The organism is Erysipelatoclostridium sp. An173 (genome assembly GCF_002160495.1).
GTDB lineage: Bacteria > Bacillota_I > Bacilli_A > Erysipelotrichales > Coprobacillaceae > Thomasclavelia > Thomasclavelia merdavium.
Genome location: NZ_NFKR01000022.1, coordinates 1 through 15,589 on the forward strand (window position 1 = coordinate 1; position 15,589 = coordinate 15,589).

Sequence of the window (15,589 nt, forward strand, 5' to 3'; positions counted from 1 at the left end):
AACCTCGCTCCTTCTCTCGAGTGCCCTATTAATCTACCACATCCTCTCTCCTTTGTAAATACCTTTTTTTACTTTTTTTATCCCTTCCCGCTTTTTCTCCCTTTTTATCGCTCTTTTTCCCTGTCATTTTTTATCTCTTTGTTTTTTTGATATAAAACAGCAGTGACTTTCTGCTTTCAGATCATTCAAGCATTTTCTTATAATCCTCCTGATTAATTGTATCTTCAGGGTATTTATTACGATAATTTTCTATACCATCACATATCTGAACCGCCAGTTTTTTATGATATCTGCTGCTTTGCAGCTGGCCCCGTTCGTTAGGATTGGAAATGAACCCGCATTCTATAAGCACTCCTACTGTTTTGGTAGCTCTCAGCACTCTAAAATCTGCCCCTGAAATAACCTTGCTGCTTCCAGTAATCTCTTTCATTGACTCATGGATCTCATTAGCTAATCTTTTCCCTTTTTCACTGTTATTGTAATAAAACACCTGAGAACCCCAGACACTGCTTGAAAGTGCTGAATTCAGATGAACACTGATCAGATAATCACTGTTGAATGAATCTATCTTTTTTACTCTTAGATACATATCATCCTGTTTAGAGTAATGATGATTACGTCTTGTTAGATCCTGCCCATCTTCCCTGGTCAGGTTTACAGTAGCACCACGATTTTCAAGCTCCTCTTTTAACGCAAATGATATTTCCAGATTCAGCTCTGCCTCGTTTACAGATCCGGCACTTGCTCCATTATCCAACCCACCATGTCCTGGGTCTATAACAATAGAAACGTTTTTTAAAGTTTGTTCACTATTTACAGGAATTTCTGTTTTTTTGATAAATAGATTACTTGCTATATATACCATTACTGTAATCATTATCATTAGATATGTTCTTTTCACAAAATCACCTATAGGATTATATGCAAATAGCTACAAATAAATGTATTTTTCTTATAATTGAGAAAAATTTAATTATACCTCTTTTAATAATCTGGCTAACCTTGATATTTTATTATTTATATGCTGTTTTTTTATTTAGACAATTTAATTTATAAAAATACAACGAGTTGTGACTATCACGTAAATCCAGTTGATAATCGCAGCTCGTCTTTTTTTATAAACTTTACTTATTATTTTTACTAATTTATAAATATAAATTATATCTATATAATCACTATTTTTGTTTTATAATAATTACATATTTAAAAATAATAATTTTATACTTGGAGGAATCTATGAAATTACAATATCAAAATATCATTATTAGAAATGCAACCATTGACGATGCTACAATTTTATATCATTGGTGGAATGATGGTCGCGTTATGGCTCACGCTGGATTTTATGATGGATTAAAAATAAGTTTAGATGACGTAATAGAACAATTAAAAACAGAAAATGACCCTAAAGAAAAATGTCGTCTTATTATTGAAATTGATCAACAAAAAATTGGGGAAATGATTTACTTTCATCGTAGTACAAAACTAGCTGAAATTGGTATAAAAATATGTGAATTAACTTATCAAAATAAGGGCTATGGTAAAATCTTGCTATCGATGCTTATTAGCGAACTATTTAAATACAATTATAAACAAATTAAAATAACAACAAATATTAACAACAAACGAGCAAGGCACGTCTATGAATCATTAGGGGCTAAACTGCATCAAATTGAAAAAGATGCTTACAAGGATTCTAGAGGACAATTACAAACAGCCTATGATTATCGTCTAAATAAAGATGATTTTCAATGTTTTAATTAAAATGAAAAGGGGGAAATTTTAATGATAAAAGTATTAGCAAAAAGTATTCGTGAATATAAACGAGCTTCAATTATGACACCTATTTTAGTTAGCGGTGAAGTAGTAATGGAATGTTTAATTCCCTTTATTATTGCAACACTAGTAAACCAGGTAAAAAGCGGCGCTGATTTGGATTCAATATTAAAATATGGTTTAATTTTAATACTAATGGCTGGTTTATCTTTAATGTTTGGAGCTTTAGCAGGTTCGTCATGTGCCGTTGCTTCATGTGGTTTAGCCAAAAATTTACGCAAAGATATGTTTAATAATATTGAAAAATTTTCTTTAAAAAAAAGAACTAAAAAAGTTCTTTTAATTAAGATTTATTTCATAATTTCTATTATATAAATATCATCAATGTTTATCTTTGTTCCATCAATCAATACTACTTTTTTAGTATATTCATCGATTTTTTTTACTTTTTCTATTTTTTCAATATACTTACCTCCTGTTTTTCTTAAATCTTTTTGGAAGTAAACTATCTTAACTGTTGGTTGTAAATGAATATTATTAACGATTAGTTGTAACTTTCGATTAATTATTTCTATTTGATTTTCATCTAAAATCTTTTTGTTAGTAGTCAAACGTTCGGTTTCTTTAATCGCATCTTTATGACCGGTTAAAGCTGCAAACGGTGCAAACTGAGCCGCCCTTTCATACATAGTCATTGGTTGATGAACTTTTGAAACATGATGAGGTTGATCGATAATATCACTATAATCATGAATATTATTTTTATTTGCCATTTAAGCCTTATGACCTCCTATTGTCTTATTTCTTTGGCGCCCTGTCGCTCCCTCTTCTAGATTCATTCCTTTCAATACCGCATTTTTACCAAATTTCTTTTTAAGAGCTAATGTTGTTTCCTGAAGTTTTTTTTCTTTTTTAAGCTTAGCTTGCAACTGCTTTTCTTGTAGCAAGAGTTGATCATAATCAGTAAACATATCCATTTGCATAAATGATTCTTGATGTTCAATTGTACTTTCATCAATAACATGATTAGCCGATAAATTAAAACGTCTAATTGTCAAAGATTTATTAATTTTTTGATCATACCACTCTAATACCTTTTCTCGAATAATTATTGATGAAGAAGTATAACATTCTAAATTAATTGTACCATGTCCATGCTTAGGAATTTTTCTACCATATCGATCATCCATTAAAGCTCCACTATAATTGTTAGTTAAATTACCACGATCATACCCTACAGTTACTACAATTTGATCTGTAACTAAATGCCGATCAACCAAATCTAACGCTAAAGAATCGAGCATTTCTTTTAATACCAAACGTCCTTTTTTAAAATCATAAGGACAACTTAAAACCTGGCCTGAACCAATACTGTTATGTTTAGGTTTATATGATTTTATATCTTTCATTGTACATGGTTCATAACCCCAGGCATGATCGATTAATAATTCAGCATTGACACCAAACATATCATAGAGCAATTCTTCGTTATAATAATCATCTGCTTTTCCGACTGAACATTTAGCTATATCACCCATTGTATATAAACCTACTTCTTGTAATTTTTGTTTATAGCCACGTCCAACGCGCCAAAAATCAGTTATTGGCTGATGGTTCCATAAATATTTTCGATACATCTTTTCATTTAATGAAGCAATCCTTACCCCATCTTGATCTGGTTTTATGTGTTTAGCAACAATATCCATAGCAACTTTACATAAATATAAATTAGTACCGATTCCGGCTGTTGCTGTAATTTTAAATGTATTATAAATATCTTGAATAATCATTTTCGCAAAATCTTTGGGATGAATATCAAGATTTTTTAGATAATGCGTTGCATCAATAAATACTTCATCAATTGAATAAACATGAATATCTTCAGGTGACACATATTTTAAATAAATTTTGTAGATTTCAGCACTATATTCTAAATAAAAAGCCATTCTGGGCGTTGCAATGATATATGATAATTTTAAATATGGATTATTTTTAAGTTCGTCATCATTATATGATTCACCTTGAAAACAACGACCTTTAATCTGCCTTTGCCTTTTAATATTTACTTCTTTTACCTTTTGAATAACTTCAAAAAGACGCGCCCGTCCTGGCAAGCCATACTGTTTCAATGAAGGTGATAAAGCTAAGCAAATAGTCTTTTCAGTTTTACTACCATCAGCAACTACTAAATTCGTTGTTAACGGATCAAGATTACGTTCAACACATTCAACAGATGCATAAAATGATTTTAAATCAATTGCAATATATACCTGTTTGCTCATCACGACCACCTTCCTTGATAATTTAAGTATATACCATTTTACTACAGCTAATCTTTTACTATCAACAATAAAATAAAAAGAAGGACGATAATATCCTTCAAATATCTAAACTATTTTATTTTTATAATATTAAAATAAGTTTCCAATTAGTCAATAATGCTTTATCATTTTTTATATACGATAATTTTATCAATTAATAACTATATAAATATTTTTTATATAATTCGCTGCTTTATTTCATTAATAAAATCATCATTATCCTTTAAAGAGATGTAAAAATCTTTATCTTTTGTCACAATATGAATTCTATCTAATGAATTTGCACTTGAAGCAATAGGATTACGACTTCTATTAATTTCTAATATATCTTTTATAACTATTTTCTCTTTCCCAAAGCCATAATAAAAAATAAAATAATTATCAAATAATTCTACTCTATTTCTTACAAAAACAGGAATCCAGATCAAATTAAGCCCATAATAAAACACCCAAAACAAAAGCCACCAAATATTTGTAAACAAATCAGAAACTTCATATAAAATAAATACCAGTGGCAAGATATTATATATTACAAAAATCAATATTATCCACCAGCTATTTTTCCCTTCATATTTTATCACACTTAACCATCTCCAATTTATAATAATATTTACCAGCGTTTCATATTCTTTTCAAATTTCTTTATATATGATTGTTTAAGTTCATCCACACTAATTCCATAGCATAACATTACATCATTATAATACATAAGAACATCTGCCATCTCTTCAATAAGATTTTCTCGTAACTTAGTATCACTGCAAGCTTTTAAATCACCATTTTTTTAATAATATCAATGACTTCCCCTATTTCACCTATCATCCATAATAATTTATTTTTGCCATTTTCTGGTGTGATTGGTTCCCATATATTTTTATATTTATTTTGTAACCTTTTTTGCATTTCCTGCATTTCATTTATACCAAAATCACTCATCAATCCATCCTCCAAGTCGCTTTTTTTAAAACTAATCTTTTCCTGTCATAATAAAATCTATCAATTTTTCCACATCATCAAAATCATCATAATCACCATACACTCCCTGACGATGATACACGATACCTTTTTTCTCATTTGCTTCTAAACACTCTAACAACTTATCTTCTCCATACCTTTTTACAAATAAAGTAAATGCATATGGTTTAATTTTTCTTAATATTCCTTTTTTACAATCCTCTTTACACATATAACAATGTGTAATCCCCTTTTCAATTGAACAAATTCTATTTTCACAACTGCCACTACCTAGACATTCATCAAACTGACAACCATGACACTGATCATTTTCACTGCATAAACAACATGCTAGTCCACATCTGGCAATTCCTAATTCTCTTTTCATTATTAGCATCTCCCAATAAATAATTTATCTAAAAAAATTATCTCACTTTTGTTAATCCAATACAACCACACACTATTATTCAAATAATTTTAGATTGTTAAAACAGTAGTATTTCTAGCATAAAAAGCATCAACCAATTAATTTAAATTGATTCTTCCATTTTAATAAATATTAGCTAATTAACTAATACTTATATTTTAAAGTATACAAAAAAGCTCCAAGATAAACTTGAATCTTTTTTTGTATTTGTTTGAAATTATCTTTTTGAGAATTCCGCAACCTTATAAAATAAGGGTTTTAATGCCTTTTTGTCTCTTACTTGTCGCATTGCCATAACCATTCACAAAACTTATATCCACTTATTCTGTATTATCATTAGATGATAATACAGCTTCAACCTGAGCAATTAATTGTTCCTTATCAGGCATATATGTTACATATTTTGAAGCAAAAATATTATTACTCAAGCCTCCTAATGCATACTGTATATCAACATTGCCTTTATCAGTGCATAAAATCAATCCAATTGGTGGATTATCATTTTCGTCATTAATTTCTGCTGTATAATAATTCAAGTACATATTAAGTTGCCCAACTGCTTCAGGCATTAATTTAATAGTTTTTAATTCTATCAATACATAAGATTTTAAAATCTTATTATAGAAAACCATATCAACATAATAATGAGTATTCCCGAACGTTACTCTTTGCTGAGTTCCTACAAACATAAATCCTTTTCCAAGTTCCAAAAGAAACTTTTCAATTTGTCTAACAAGAGCTTCTTCCAAATCAGATTCCATCATTGGTTTATTTTCTGGCAGACCTAGAAATTCAAAAACATAAGGATCTTTTACTATATCTTTTGGTTTGGCAATTTCATTTCCTTTTAACGCTAATTCAAGAACCTTCTTTTTATTAGTCTCCCCATTTGATAATAACAACCTTTCGAATAATGAAGAGCTAATTTGTCTTTTTAACTCTCTTACTGACCAATTTGCATTAATTGCTTCTTTTTCATAGAAACTACGTTTGTCATCATCAGATATATATAATAATTCGCAATAATGAGTCCAGCTCAATTTTCCAGTCACTGACTGGAAAATTGGATATTTCGTATAGAACATTTTCATGTTATATAAATTAGATTGTGAAAAACCTTTTCCAAATTTATTAGTAAGATTTTTTGAAATAGCAAGTAATTGTTTTTTCCCATATTCACCACGATTATTTTTCAATTCATCTTCAACAATAACACGACCAATAATTCCAATAAGCATTTAAAAGTTCATTATTTACTTGTTTTGCGACATTATTTCTAGCATTTGTGATAATACTAGCAATTTCATTTACTAATGCTTCATTGTTTAACAAATTATTTTCCACAATCAACTACTCCTTTCAATATTAATTATTCTTATTATACCCTTATTTTAAAAAGAAAAAAAGAAGCATCTAAACTTCTTACAAAGTCTAAATACTTCTCTAATTTTCTCACAACAATTATTATTAACGTTTTGAGAACTCCGAAACCTTATGAAATAAGGGTTTTTAAGCCTTTTTGTCGCTTACTTGTTGCATTGCCAAAACGACATATCACACCTATTTACGTTATAGCTAGTATTTTATAGTTTCATAACTACTTTTCAACTCAAAGAAATACCTGTTTTTCTTTATATTGATATAATTTCGATTTTCATACTCTACAAACTGGAATTTGCCAGTCAATTACTTATCTTTTTCCAAAGAAGTAAGAATAGCAATCCTCATTACAACAATCGCTTTATTCATACAATTACACTTCTTTGTAAAATTCTAATTCTTTTCTTTATTTTATTTCCATTAGTCAGATTGAAAGTTAGAGATTTTTCATTTTTGTTATGAACTCTTCATAACTACATTTTCCCATTGTCAAATCCATCATAGCTAAATATTTCATTTCATTCTGAGTATATGGAATATTAATACATGACTCTAATAATTTTTCTTCGTTTTTCAAAGGTGTTATCACATTCTTTTTGTTTTTGTAGGCATAGTAATAACGAACCCCAAATTTTCTTTGAGAGACAGCATTTAAATGTATGCCATCTGGATTTGCTGACAACCCCTGGGCAGTTACAAAATATACATGATTATGATCATTGGCATATCGTAATAATTCTTTATTCACCAAGTCATACTCTGTACAATTAAAACCAAAGCCTATCTTTCCTAAATAGTCACCAAGTCCTCCAATAATAAACGGTACATCATCTAAATTAAGTTCATTTTTTAAAGCCTCAAAAATTGTATGTAATTTTTCATAATACGTTTTGTAGTTACCATTATAGCTATCATTTTCTCCTTGATGCCACAGAATAGCAATCAAATTACTATTTTGCATTGCAAATTTTGCCTGAATAATTGCATTTTTAAATAATATTTTCTCTATAGACCAGTCATCAATGGAACTGCCACCTTCCGCACATGGAATCAAGCCGATTTGTTCTTCTTTGTTTTCCATGCACCACATTGCAGCAAATGAACCCGCAAGACTTACTCCTGATATAGGACGATCGTAGTTAATTGGTTCTGTCATCATTTGCCATTTTCCATTTCTTAACATCTGGATTCTCTCATTACAAATCATCGGTACTTCGTTTATGAATCCACGTCCAGCCATGTTGGACTGTCCAATCATTAATACACTTTTCATTCAACACCTCCACAAATTCTAATTTATCTAACTAAATTATCTCATGTGGAGTTTTTTATTACAAGATAATTTAACTTACATGCTTATTTTTCACAATAGGATGTTTGCTGAGATAATCAGATAGAGTAATACTTTTTGTATCATGAAATACGATATCCTTATCTTCATCTACATCTCGATACACAAGATGATTTTATTCATCTATCACATCATAGAGAAATAGAGAAATATGGTTAGTTTTTTTGTATCTTACTTGTCGCTTACCGTTTTTAATTTATAAATATACAAAAAAACTCAAATCGAGTTTTAGCCGATAAATAAAGGCTTTTGCTGATTTGAGTTTCTTTGAATTGTTCTGGGCATTCCCAAAAATTAACGTTTTGAGAATTGTGGAGCACGTCTTGCTTTTTTAAGACCATATTTTTTACGTTCTTTAACACGTGCATCACGAGTAAGGAATCCAGCAGCTTTTAAAGTTGGTCTATAATCAGAACCAGCTTCTAATAATGCTCTTGAGATACCATGACGGATAGCTCCAGCTTGTCCTGAATATCCACCACCATAAACATTTACTTTTACATCAAATTGATTAGTTGTATTAGTTAATTCTAATGGTTGATTAACAATCATTAATAATACATCTGATGGTAAATAATCTTTTGCTGGTTTATCATTAATTGTAATATTTCCTGTACCAGGTGTTAAAATAACTCTAGCTACAGAAGTTTTTCTACGTCCAGTTCCACGATATTGTACATTTGCCATTGTTCTCTCTTACCCCCTTACCCTTTGATTTTTAACTCTTCAGGATTTTGTGCTGCATGTGGATGTTCACTTCCAGCATAAACAAATAATTTCATACCTTGTTTTCTACCTAATGTATTATGTGGTAACATACCTTTTACTGCTGCTTCAACCCAACCAGTTGGATTTTTTTCTTTGAATTGGCGTGCAGTTTTAACTTTTAAACCACCAAGCCAACCTGAATGATGATAATATTTAACTGAATCTAATTTTTTACCAGTCATTACTACTTTGTCAGCATTTACAATAATCACATAATCACCAGTGTCTACATGTGGTGTATAAGTAGGTTTATGTTTACCTCTTAACACTTTTGCTACTTCTGATGCTAAACGTCCTAAAGTTAATCCTTCAGCATCAACTACGTACCATTTTCTTTCGATTGTGGCTGCATTAGCCATAGTTGTTTGTCTCATTTTTTCTTCTCCTTTATCCTTACCGGGGACTTAGGTTCATAAGAACATTCTCATTATAAACACTTCATAATCCAATGTCAATTATTTTTACAAATTATCTTGTTATTTTCATAGATTTTTTGTCTTTTTCTAGTTTTAAAATAAACCCTATTTTTTATTGTAGTCAAGATAATTTTTTTATTTAATATTTTTGTTCAAATTAAATATTTTCTATATAAATTATAACCCAATATCATCCATCATAAATATATTTACCTTGTATAATAACCATAAAAAATGCCGGCACTGAGCCGGACATTTTTTATTTTAGATAATGATATTATCAGCAGTCTATCATATCTATATTTTTATATTAGCATCTTTTTCTTTTTTTGAATAATACTACTCCTGCAGCAGACATAGTTAATACAAATAATGCTGTACCAATTGCTGCATCATCACCTGTTTTTACTGCAGTTGATGAATTTGATCCTGAATTTGAATCTGAAGGTGTTACACCAGGATCAGTTGTAGTATCATTTTTTACCAATCCAGCGATAGCTTCGTTTAATCTAGCATAAGAAGATTGAATTGCTTCTTTATCTCCAGATTCTAATGCTGATTTAACATCAGCTAATGCTGCAGATAATTTATTTAATGAATCCTTTGTATAAGCATCTGTCTTACCTACTAAAGAATTACCTTTTTCGATTAAATCATTAACATCTTTTTCATCTACATATTTTTCTAGGTTTGCAATTGCATTATTTAATGCTTGAATAGCATTTGCAACTTCTTCTTTTGTTGCATCAGCATCTTCGAACACTGCTCTAGCTGAAGCTATAGCTTTATCTAAAGCCGCTCTTGAAGCTTTAGTGTATGTGGCATCTTTTCCTACTTCTGCAACTGCATTATTTATTGTATTTTCTAATTCTGTTTTATCAACAGCAACTGCATTTACTGTTACAGTTACAATTTTTGAATATGATCCATTTACAAATTGTACTTCATATTCACCAGTTTCACTTTCAATAACTGTTTCTGGATTTACCCATGACCATCCTTCTGGTAGTGCAATACTTTCTAATTTATTTCCAATAACTCCATTTAATTCAAAGTCACTTGGGAAAGTTCTATCAACTACTGTTAAGATAGCTGTTTTACGAGTAAATTTATAATCAGTATCACGATTTACTCCTCTAACATCATCATATTCGATACCGTTAGGAATTGCAGTATAATGAATATTATATTTACCAGCAGGTAAATTTGCTAAACTTGCTACATCATCTTTACCAGTACATAATAAATCAACAGAAGTTAATCCACCAGTATTTTTAAACATATGTTCATTTTCTACTGAGAAATCAACAAATGTATCATTAGTTGATGTAACTCCTTCTAATAGATCTGGAGTATCTCCTTCAACCATTGTAACATCGCTTACACCATTAAGTTCAGGGGCAGAAGCATAATATTCTTCAGCAGCAGCTTTTTGTTCTGCGTTTTGTGCATAATATACATAATCAATTTGGAATTCAGTTCCTGCTAAACCAGGTACTGTATCACCAGGCCAGTTACCACCCATTGCAAGATTTAATTGAATATATTGTGGGCGATTGAAACATTTTTTAGCTGATTCTCCCCATTGAGGGTTAGTTAAATCTAATGTGTTGTACACAACACCATCTACATACCATTCAATTTTATCTGGAGACCAGTTAATACCGAATACATGATAATCATCATTGAAATCAGTATCATTTGTATACATTTTACCACCTGAACCAGTAGTATCTTGATCCCATTGATCACCGATATCTGGATCATAGAAATGAGCAGTACCCCATACTTGTTTATTTCTATCTTCACCTTCATGACCACCTAATAATTCCATGATATCGATTTCTCCACAACGTGACCATCCATATCCTTGTTGTTTATTAATTTTACCATCAAGTGTGAAATCTGCACCTAAAGTCCAGAATGCTGGGAATGCCCCACGACCTTTAGGTAATTTTGCTCTCATTTCGATTCTTCCATATAAGAATTCTTGTTTACCATGAGTACGAACACTTCCTGAGTTATAAATAACTTTTCTTGATCCGCGAGGATTTGTATATTGATCTTCTTCAGCACGATCAGTAGCTCTTAATACTAAGTTTCCATCCCGCATAAATACATTTTCTTCGCTTTTTACATAATGTTGTTGTTCAACACCACGAATACATCCTAATTCATAGCCCCAAGTATCTGTATCTAATTCATCTTCATTAAATTCTTCAGCCCATACGATGTCATAATCTTCATCTCCAGATGAACTAGCAACTTCATGCATTGAAACATCATCTACATAAATAGGTGCTTCATAAATAGGTCCACTTGCTGAATCAGCCCATTTCATAGCACAAAGTTGAATTTCAGAATAATTTCCTGTATTAAATTTGATTTCTACTTCTTGATAAACTCCTACTTGATCTTGTGAGTTACAAGAAACTGTTGTTCCCTCATTTACTGTTGTTGCTAGGTAGTTAGCTTTTACATTAAAGAAAACTTGCCCACCAACTTTACCAACAGCAATTTTAGCTTTTGCAACATAATCTGTGTTAGGTTTTACCTTAAGTGTTTGATATAATACTGAATCATTTTGGTTTTCTTTTAATAATCCATGATAATTTCCACTAGCTGCAGTTTCTTTTGAATTTAAAACGTCTGAATTTTTAAATTGCCAACCAGTTTTATTATCTTCAAAATCGCCATTAGTAATTAAATCTGCTTCAGTAGCTTCACCTGTGTTCAAATCTACTAAATCATATTCTGTGTCAATTGAAGCTGCATCTACATTTACAATATTAGCAGTTGCAAACATGCTACTAACCATACCAAATGTAGCCACCAATGAACACACTTTAGTCATTCTCTTTTGTTTCATATGCTTTTCCCTTTCTCTATAATAGTACCAGTTGTTTTTGATTGATTTGACATTTTATGCTGACTTAAATATCTTCAAAACACATCAACCTCAACGAATACGCTTACATTATATAATGTCTGATATTGTTTGTAAAGATATTTTAGTAGATTTTTACTTATTTAATGTGACAAAATTAAATAAATTATGATTAAATAAGCAGTTTTTTAATTATTATTTTGTTATTATATTTAAAATTACGTTTAAAACATATCTTAATACCGTCTTTATGATTTACTAAATTTTTAGTTAAAATATATAACTTCTTTATGATAAAAAGAAAAGATCGCCTAAGCGATCTAATATAGTCTATTTAGAGAAAAATTCCAGTGATAATCTTAACACTTCTTTAATTTGATCAATAGTATCAAAATTATGATTTCCACCTTCAATAGTTACAAACTGCAACTGCTTTCCAAATTTAGGAATATAAATTTTAGAAATATCATATGGAACTGTTTTATCTTCACTTCCATGAATTACTAACAAATCATTTTTATATGTATCTAAATTTTGATAAAAATCACGTGCTAAAATATCATCAACAAAATCTTGAGATATTTCAAATCCACCATGATCATAAAGCCCTTCTTGATTAGGCTCCATTTTTCCTGTTAAATAATCCAGAGCCGCTGGTAAATTAAATGCCGGAGCCCATAAAACCATTTTCTTAATTACATCAGGATATAGCTTTGCTAGTTCGCTAGCAACTGCTCCACCCATTGAATGACCCAAAAGATAAATTTCCGTGCAATTTTCCATTTTTAGTGTTTCTTCTAAAATAATTCTAGCACAAGCAAGTTCATCTTTAAAAGTCATATCCTTAAAGTTTAAATCACTTTCGCCACTTCCAAGAAAATCAAATCTAAAAGTTGCAATTCCTTTAGCTTCTAACATTCTAGCTAATTGTACATAAGAAAATTTTGTCCCTGTTTTTTGACCAGTAAAACCATGAAAAATTATACAAACCGGATGTTTATCAACATTTGGCTTATGAAAGAAACCACGCATAGTTCCTTTAAATGTTGGAATTTCACAATAATGTTGCATTAATAAATACCGTGCGCTTTTTTAAAGCGATGAATTCCTTTATTGTCTAAATATTGTTGAGTTATAAACCGAATACTATCTTCGTTATAATCGCCTCCGATTTGTACACATGTATCCATAATTTCACTTGTTAAAGCTAACCAGATTTCATCACTAAAATCTTCTGTTGTCACCATTTCTTTTACAATCTTTAAACATTGATCAATATAATCATCTTTATTAATTTCTACTATACCTTCCATTTCATCTACTCCTTTACTAATTCTTTCATCACATAACCCGCAATCATCAATCCTGCTACCGATGGTACAAAACTCATACTTCCCGGTGTACCGCCAGCAACTTTTTGCGGTATTTCTGTTGAATATAAAACCGGACATTTTTTTATAGCGCGTTTTTTCAATTCACGACGCATTACTCGAGCGAGCGGACAAACACTAGTTTTATATATATCATCAATTTTAAAGCTGCCAGGATCCAATTTATTACCAGTTCCCATTGAAGAAATAATTTTTATTCCTCGTTGATTACACTCTTCAATTAAAGCTATTTTAGCCTTAACAGTATCAATGGCATCTACAACAAAGTCACAATCACTAAAAATATCTTCATCACCATTTCCAGGCAAATAAAATTTTTGATATGTGGTAATTTTAAGCAGCGGATTAATATCTAAACAGCGTTCTTTAGCCACTTCTACTTTAGCTTTTCCAATCGTGGAATGTAAAGCATATAACTGACGATTAAGATTAGTTATATCTACAATGTCATGATCAACTAAAACCAAAGCCCCAACACCACCGCGTGCCAAAGCTTCTACTACATAACTACCAACACCACCAAGTCCAAAAACAGCTACTTTTTTATTTTGAAGTTGTTCTACCCATGATGAACCTACCATTCTTTCTATCCTTGAAAATTGTTCCATAACACACCTCGCATTTATTATAAACTAATCTCCATATTTAATAAAGAAGAGTAAATATTTTTTTATAGTCCAATTAGGTCTAAAAATGTATAGACCAATTCGGTCACCACTATAATAAACTAAGGTGGTGGTTTTATGCGATACAAAAGGATAAGAGATTTACGTGAAGACAAAGATCTAAAACAAAGAGAATTAGCTGAATATTTAAACGTATCACAAAAAACATATTCACGTTATGAACGCGGTGAACGAACCATCGATCCTGAAATCTTAGCTAAATTAGCTACATTTCATGAAACCACTGTTGATTACTTAATCGGTCGTACCGATGATAAAACTGATTATACCAAAAAGAAATCTAATAAACGTTAGATTTCTTTTCATTTTAAAAAGCATTTGAAAAATCAAATGCTTATTCATAATCTGCTGTATATCCTCGCTGATCTAATTCTAATTTAACTACTTGCCAATCATTAATTAAATCACCAAGTTCTTCTTTTATTCTAACAACACCCATCTTATCTTCTGCTCGAATCAACGCCATAATAGTTGGTCCAGCCCCTGATAAATAGGCACCTAGTATTTGCTCATCTTCTTCTAAAACATCCATGATTTCACAATATCCCGCAATCAAGTCACCTCGATAAGGCTGATGTAAACGATCTTTAAAACCAAGTTTTAAGCCATCGTCAAAACCATTGATCAATGAGGCAACCATTAAAGCTAAATGCGAAACATTTTTTATAGCATCTGCTCTTGGTAAAACCTGTGGTAAAACTGAACGTGATTGTTCTGTCGATAAAGTAAATGGTGGTATCAAAGCCACAAAACGATAATCATGTTTAACCGGTATATTTAAAGTTAAAACATTTTCTTCTTCCATTACCGAAACTGTAAGTCCCCCAAAAATAGCTGGAGCCACGTTATCAGGATGCCCCTCTATTGCTGTCGCTAATTCAAGAATTTCTTGACGATCTTCAGCTTTATCTTTAAATGCAAAAGCACCTACAATTCCAGCCACAATACAAGTCGAACTACTTCCCAGTCCTCGAGTATATGGCACCTCACCACTGCATTCAATTTTTAATCCTTGATAATCCAAATCACATTTTTTGGCTGCTTGTTTAAAAGCCTGATATGTTAGGTTGTTTTCATTACAAAACTGTTGCGGACATCCAGTAATTTCTAAACCTTTTTCCATCAATTCAAAGGTAAAGGTATTAAACATTGTCAAAGCTACTCCCGCAACGTCAAAACCAGGACCAAGATTAGCACTTGTTGCCGGCACTTTTACTTTTACTTTCATAAAA

Annotated in this window: 19 protein-coding genes; 3 read left to right on the forward strand and 16 right to left on the reverse strand. The window is 30.7% G+C overall.

The window, feature by feature from the left end:
- Positions 1-181: 181 nt before the first annotated feature.
- Positions 182-901 carry an N-acetylmuramoyl-L-alanine amidase gene (locus B5F09_RS09710; RefSeq protein WP_239404309.1) on the reverse strand — a complete coding sequence of 240 codons (720 nt, stop codon included), beginning with the start codon at positions 899-901 and terminating at the stop codon, positions 182-184.
- A 335-nt stretch (positions 902-1,236) separates the two neighbouring features.
- Between B5F09_RS09710 and B5F09_RS09715 the strand changes: the two genes are divergently transcribed.
- Both B5F09_RS09715 and B5F09_RS09720 read left to right on the forward strand, forming a co-directional pair.
- A complete protein-coding gene (locus B5F09_RS09715) occupies positions 1,237-1,764 on the forward strand; it encodes a GNAT family N-acetyltransferase (protein ID WP_087300863.1) in 528 nt (175 codons plus the stop codon).
- A 21-nt stretch (positions 1,765-1,785) separates the two neighbouring features.
- Positions 1,786-2,151 (forward strand): hypothetical protein, encoded by a 366-nt coding sequence (locus B5F09_RS09720; RefSeq protein WP_204215289.1) that lies wholly within the window; start codon positions 1,786-1,788, stop codon positions 2,149-2,151.
- On the opposite strand, the gene B5F09_RS09725 is transcribed toward B5F09_RS09720, so the two are convergent.
- The 14 genes from B5F09_RS09725 to B5F09_RS09785 all read right to left on the reverse strand — a co-directional run bounded on the left by B5F09_RS09725 (position 2,127) and on the right by B5F09_RS09785 (position 14,279).
- The gene (locus B5F09_RS09725) at positions 2,127-2,549 is read right to left on the reverse strand and encodes a hypothetical protein (protein WP_087300860.1); all 423 of its coding nucleotides are present in this window, start codon (positions 2,547-2,549) and stop codon (positions 2,127-2,129) included. The two genes, B5F09_RS09720 and B5F09_RS09725, sit on opposite strands and share 25 nt — an antisense overlap.
- Positions 2,550-4,058: a DNA methylase gene (locus B5F09_RS09730; RefSeq protein WP_087373877.1), complete on the reverse strand. Its 1,509-nt coding sequence runs from the start codon at positions 4,056-4,058 to the stop codon at positions 2,550-2,552.
- A gap of 215 nt (positions 4,059-4,273) precedes the next feature.
- Positions 4,274-4,678: a PH domain-containing protein gene (locus B5F09_RS09735; RefSeq protein ID WP_087300854.1), complete on the reverse strand. Its 405-nt coding sequence runs from the start codon at positions 4,676-4,678 to the stop codon at positions 4,274-4,276.
- Between the two features lie 187 nt (positions 4,679-4,865).
- Positions 4,866-5,033, reverse strand: coding sequence for a hypothetical protein (locus tag B5F09_RS15210; protein WP_239404310.1), 168 nt, complete (start codon positions 5,031-5,033; stop codon positions 4,866-4,868).
- A gap of 31 nt (positions 5,034-5,064) precedes the next feature.
- Positions 5,065-5,439 (reverse strand): hypothetical protein, encoded by a 375-nt coding sequence (locus B5F09_RS09745; RefSeq protein ID WP_087373879.1) that lies wholly within the window; start codon positions 5,437-5,439, stop codon positions 5,065-5,067.
- A gap of 359 nt (positions 5,440-5,798) precedes the next feature.
- Positions 5,799-6,716: a YhcG family protein gene (locus B5F09_RS09750; RefSeq protein WP_204215291.1), complete on the reverse strand. Its 918-nt coding sequence runs from the start codon at positions 6,714-6,716 to the stop codon at positions 5,799-5,801.
- On the reverse strand, positions 6,682-6,822 hold the full coding sequence (locus tag B5F09_RS15030) for a hypothetical protein (protein WP_204215293.1): 141 nt from the start codon (positions 6,820-6,822) through the stop codon (positions 6,682-6,684). Before B5F09_RS15030 ends, B5F09_RS09750 begins: the two co-directional genes overlap by 35 nt.
- 472 nt (positions 6,823-7,294) lie before the next feature.
- Positions 7,295-8,131, reverse strand: coding sequence for a sialate O-acetylesterase (locus tag B5F09_RS09755; RefSeq protein WP_087155189.1), 837 nt, complete (start codon positions 8,129-8,131; stop codon positions 7,295-7,297).
- A 372-nt stretch (positions 8,132-8,503) separates the two neighbouring features.
- Positions 8,504-8,896, reverse strand: coding sequence for a 30S ribosomal protein S9 (gene rpsI / locus B5F09_RS09760; RefSeq protein WP_087300849.1), 393 nt, complete (start codon positions 8,894-8,896; stop codon positions 8,504-8,506).
- 17 nt (positions 8,897-8,913) lie between these two features.
- Complete coding sequence (gene rplM, locus B5F09_RS09765; protein ID WP_087300847.1) at positions 8,914-9,351, reverse strand: 50S ribosomal protein L13; 438 nt, start codon at positions 9,349-9,351, stop codon at positions 8,914-8,916.
- 352 nt (positions 9,352-9,703) lie between these two features.
- Positions 9,704-12,262 carry a family 16 glycosylhydrolase gene (locus tag B5F09_RS09770; protein ID WP_087373880.1) on the reverse strand — a complete coding sequence of 853 codons (2,559 nt, stop codon included), beginning with the start codon at positions 12,260-12,262 and terminating at the stop codon, positions 9,704-9,706.
- 348 nt (positions 12,263-12,610) lie between these two features.
- Entirely contained in the window at positions 12,611-13,351 is a 741-nt protein-coding gene (locus tag B5F09_RS09775) for an alpha/beta hydrolase (protein WP_087373882.1), read from the reverse strand.
- Positions 13,351-13,593 carry a hypothetical protein gene (locus tag B5F09_RS09780; RefSeq protein WP_087300841.1) on the reverse strand — a complete coding sequence of 81 codons (243 nt, stop codon included), beginning with the start codon at positions 13,591-13,593 and terminating at the stop codon, positions 13,351-13,353. Before B5F09_RS09780 ends, B5F09_RS09775 begins: the two co-directional genes overlap by 1 nt.
- Positions 13,594-13,598: 5 nt before the next feature.
- Positions 13,599-14,279, reverse strand: coding sequence for a ThiF family adenylyltransferase (locus B5F09_RS09785; protein WP_087373884.1), 681 nt, complete (start codon positions 14,277-14,279; stop codon positions 13,599-13,601).
- 135 nt (positions 14,280-14,414) lie between these two features.
- On the opposite strand from B5F09_RS09785, the gene B5F09_RS09790 reads away from it, so the two are divergent.
- On the forward strand, positions 14,415-14,651 hold the full coding sequence (locus B5F09_RS09790; protein WP_087300837.1) for a helix-turn-helix domain-containing protein: 237 nt from the start codon (positions 14,415-14,417) through the stop codon (positions 14,649-14,651).
- A gap of 40 nt (positions 14,652-14,691) precedes the next feature.
- Here B5F09_RS09790 and thrB read toward each other — a convergent pair whose 3' ends face one another.
- Positions 14,692-15,585, reverse strand: coding sequence for a homoserine kinase (gene thrB, locus B5F09_RS09795; RefSeq protein WP_087300835.1), 894 nt, complete (start codon positions 15,583-15,585; stop codon positions 14,692-14,694).
- Positions 15,586-15,589 lie beyond the last annotated feature (4 nt).

What these genes read in the sequence shown, in the direction of transcription:
- B5F09_RS09715 (WP_087300863.1), top strand. Translation starts at nt 1,237, where the DNA reads ATGAAATTACAATATCAAAATATCATTATTAGAAATGCAACCATTGAC.
- B5F09_RS09720 (WP_204215289.1), top strand. Translation starts at nt 1,786, where the DNA reads ATGATAAAAGTATTAGCAAAAAGTATTCGTGAATATAAACGAGCTTCA.
- B5F09_RS09725 (WP_087300860.1), bottom strand. Translation starts at nt 2,549, where the DNA reads ATGGCAAATAAAAATAATATTCATGATTATAGTGATATTATCGATCAA.
- B5F09_RS09730 (WP_087373877.1), bottom strand. Translation starts at nt 4,058, where the DNA reads ATGAGCAAACAGGTATATATTGCAATTGATTTAAAATCATTTTATGCA.
- B5F09_RS15210 (WP_239404310.1), bottom strand. Translation starts at nt 5,033, where the DNA reads ATGAGTGATTTTGGTATAAATGAAATGCAGGAAATGCAAAAAAGGTTA.
- B5F09_RS09745 (WP_087373879.1), bottom strand. Translation starts at nt 5,439, where the DNA reads ATGAAAAGAGAATTAGGAATTGCCAGATGTGGACTAGCATGTTGTTTA.
- B5F09_RS09750 (WP_204215291.1), bottom strand. Translation starts at nt 6,716, where the DNA reads ATGCTTATTGGAATTATTGGTCGTGTTATTGTTGAAGATGAATTGAAA.
- B5F09_RS09755 (WP_087155189.1), bottom strand. Translation starts at nt 8,131, where the DNA reads ATGAAAAGTGTATTAATGATTGGACAGTCCAACATGGCTGGACGTGGA.
- rpsI (WP_087300849.1), bottom strand. Translation starts at nt 8,896, where the DNA reads ATGGCAAATGTACAATATCGTGGAACTGGACGTAGAAAAACTTCTGTA.
- rplM (WP_087300847.1), bottom strand. Translation starts at nt 9,351, where the DNA reads ATGAGACAAACAACTATGGCTAATGCAGCCACAATCGAAAGAAAATGG.
- B5F09_RS09770 (WP_087373880.1), bottom strand. Translation starts at nt 12,262, where the DNA reads ATGAAACAAAAGAGAATGACTAAAGTGTGTTCATTGGTGGCTACATTT.
- B5F09_RS09775 (WP_087373882.1), bottom strand. Translation starts at nt 13,351, where the DNA reads ATGCAACATTATTGTGAAATTCCAACATTTAAAGGAACTATGCGTGGT.
- B5F09_RS09780 (WP_087300841.1), bottom strand. Translation starts at nt 13,593, where the DNA reads ATGGAAGGTATAGTAGAAATTAATAAAGATGATTATATTGATCAATGT.
- B5F09_RS09785 (WP_087373884.1), bottom strand. Translation starts at nt 14,279, where the DNA reads ATGGAACAATTTTCAAGGATAGAAAGAATGGTAGGTTCATCATGGGTA.
- B5F09_RS09790 (WP_087300837.1), top strand. Translation starts at nt 14,415, where the DNA reads ATGCGATACAAAAGGATAAGAGATTTACGTGAAGACAAAGATCTAAAA.
- thrB (WP_087300835.1), bottom strand. Translation starts at nt 15,585, where the DNA reads ATGAAAGTAAAAGTAAAAGTGCCGGCAACAAGTGCTAATCTTGGTCCT.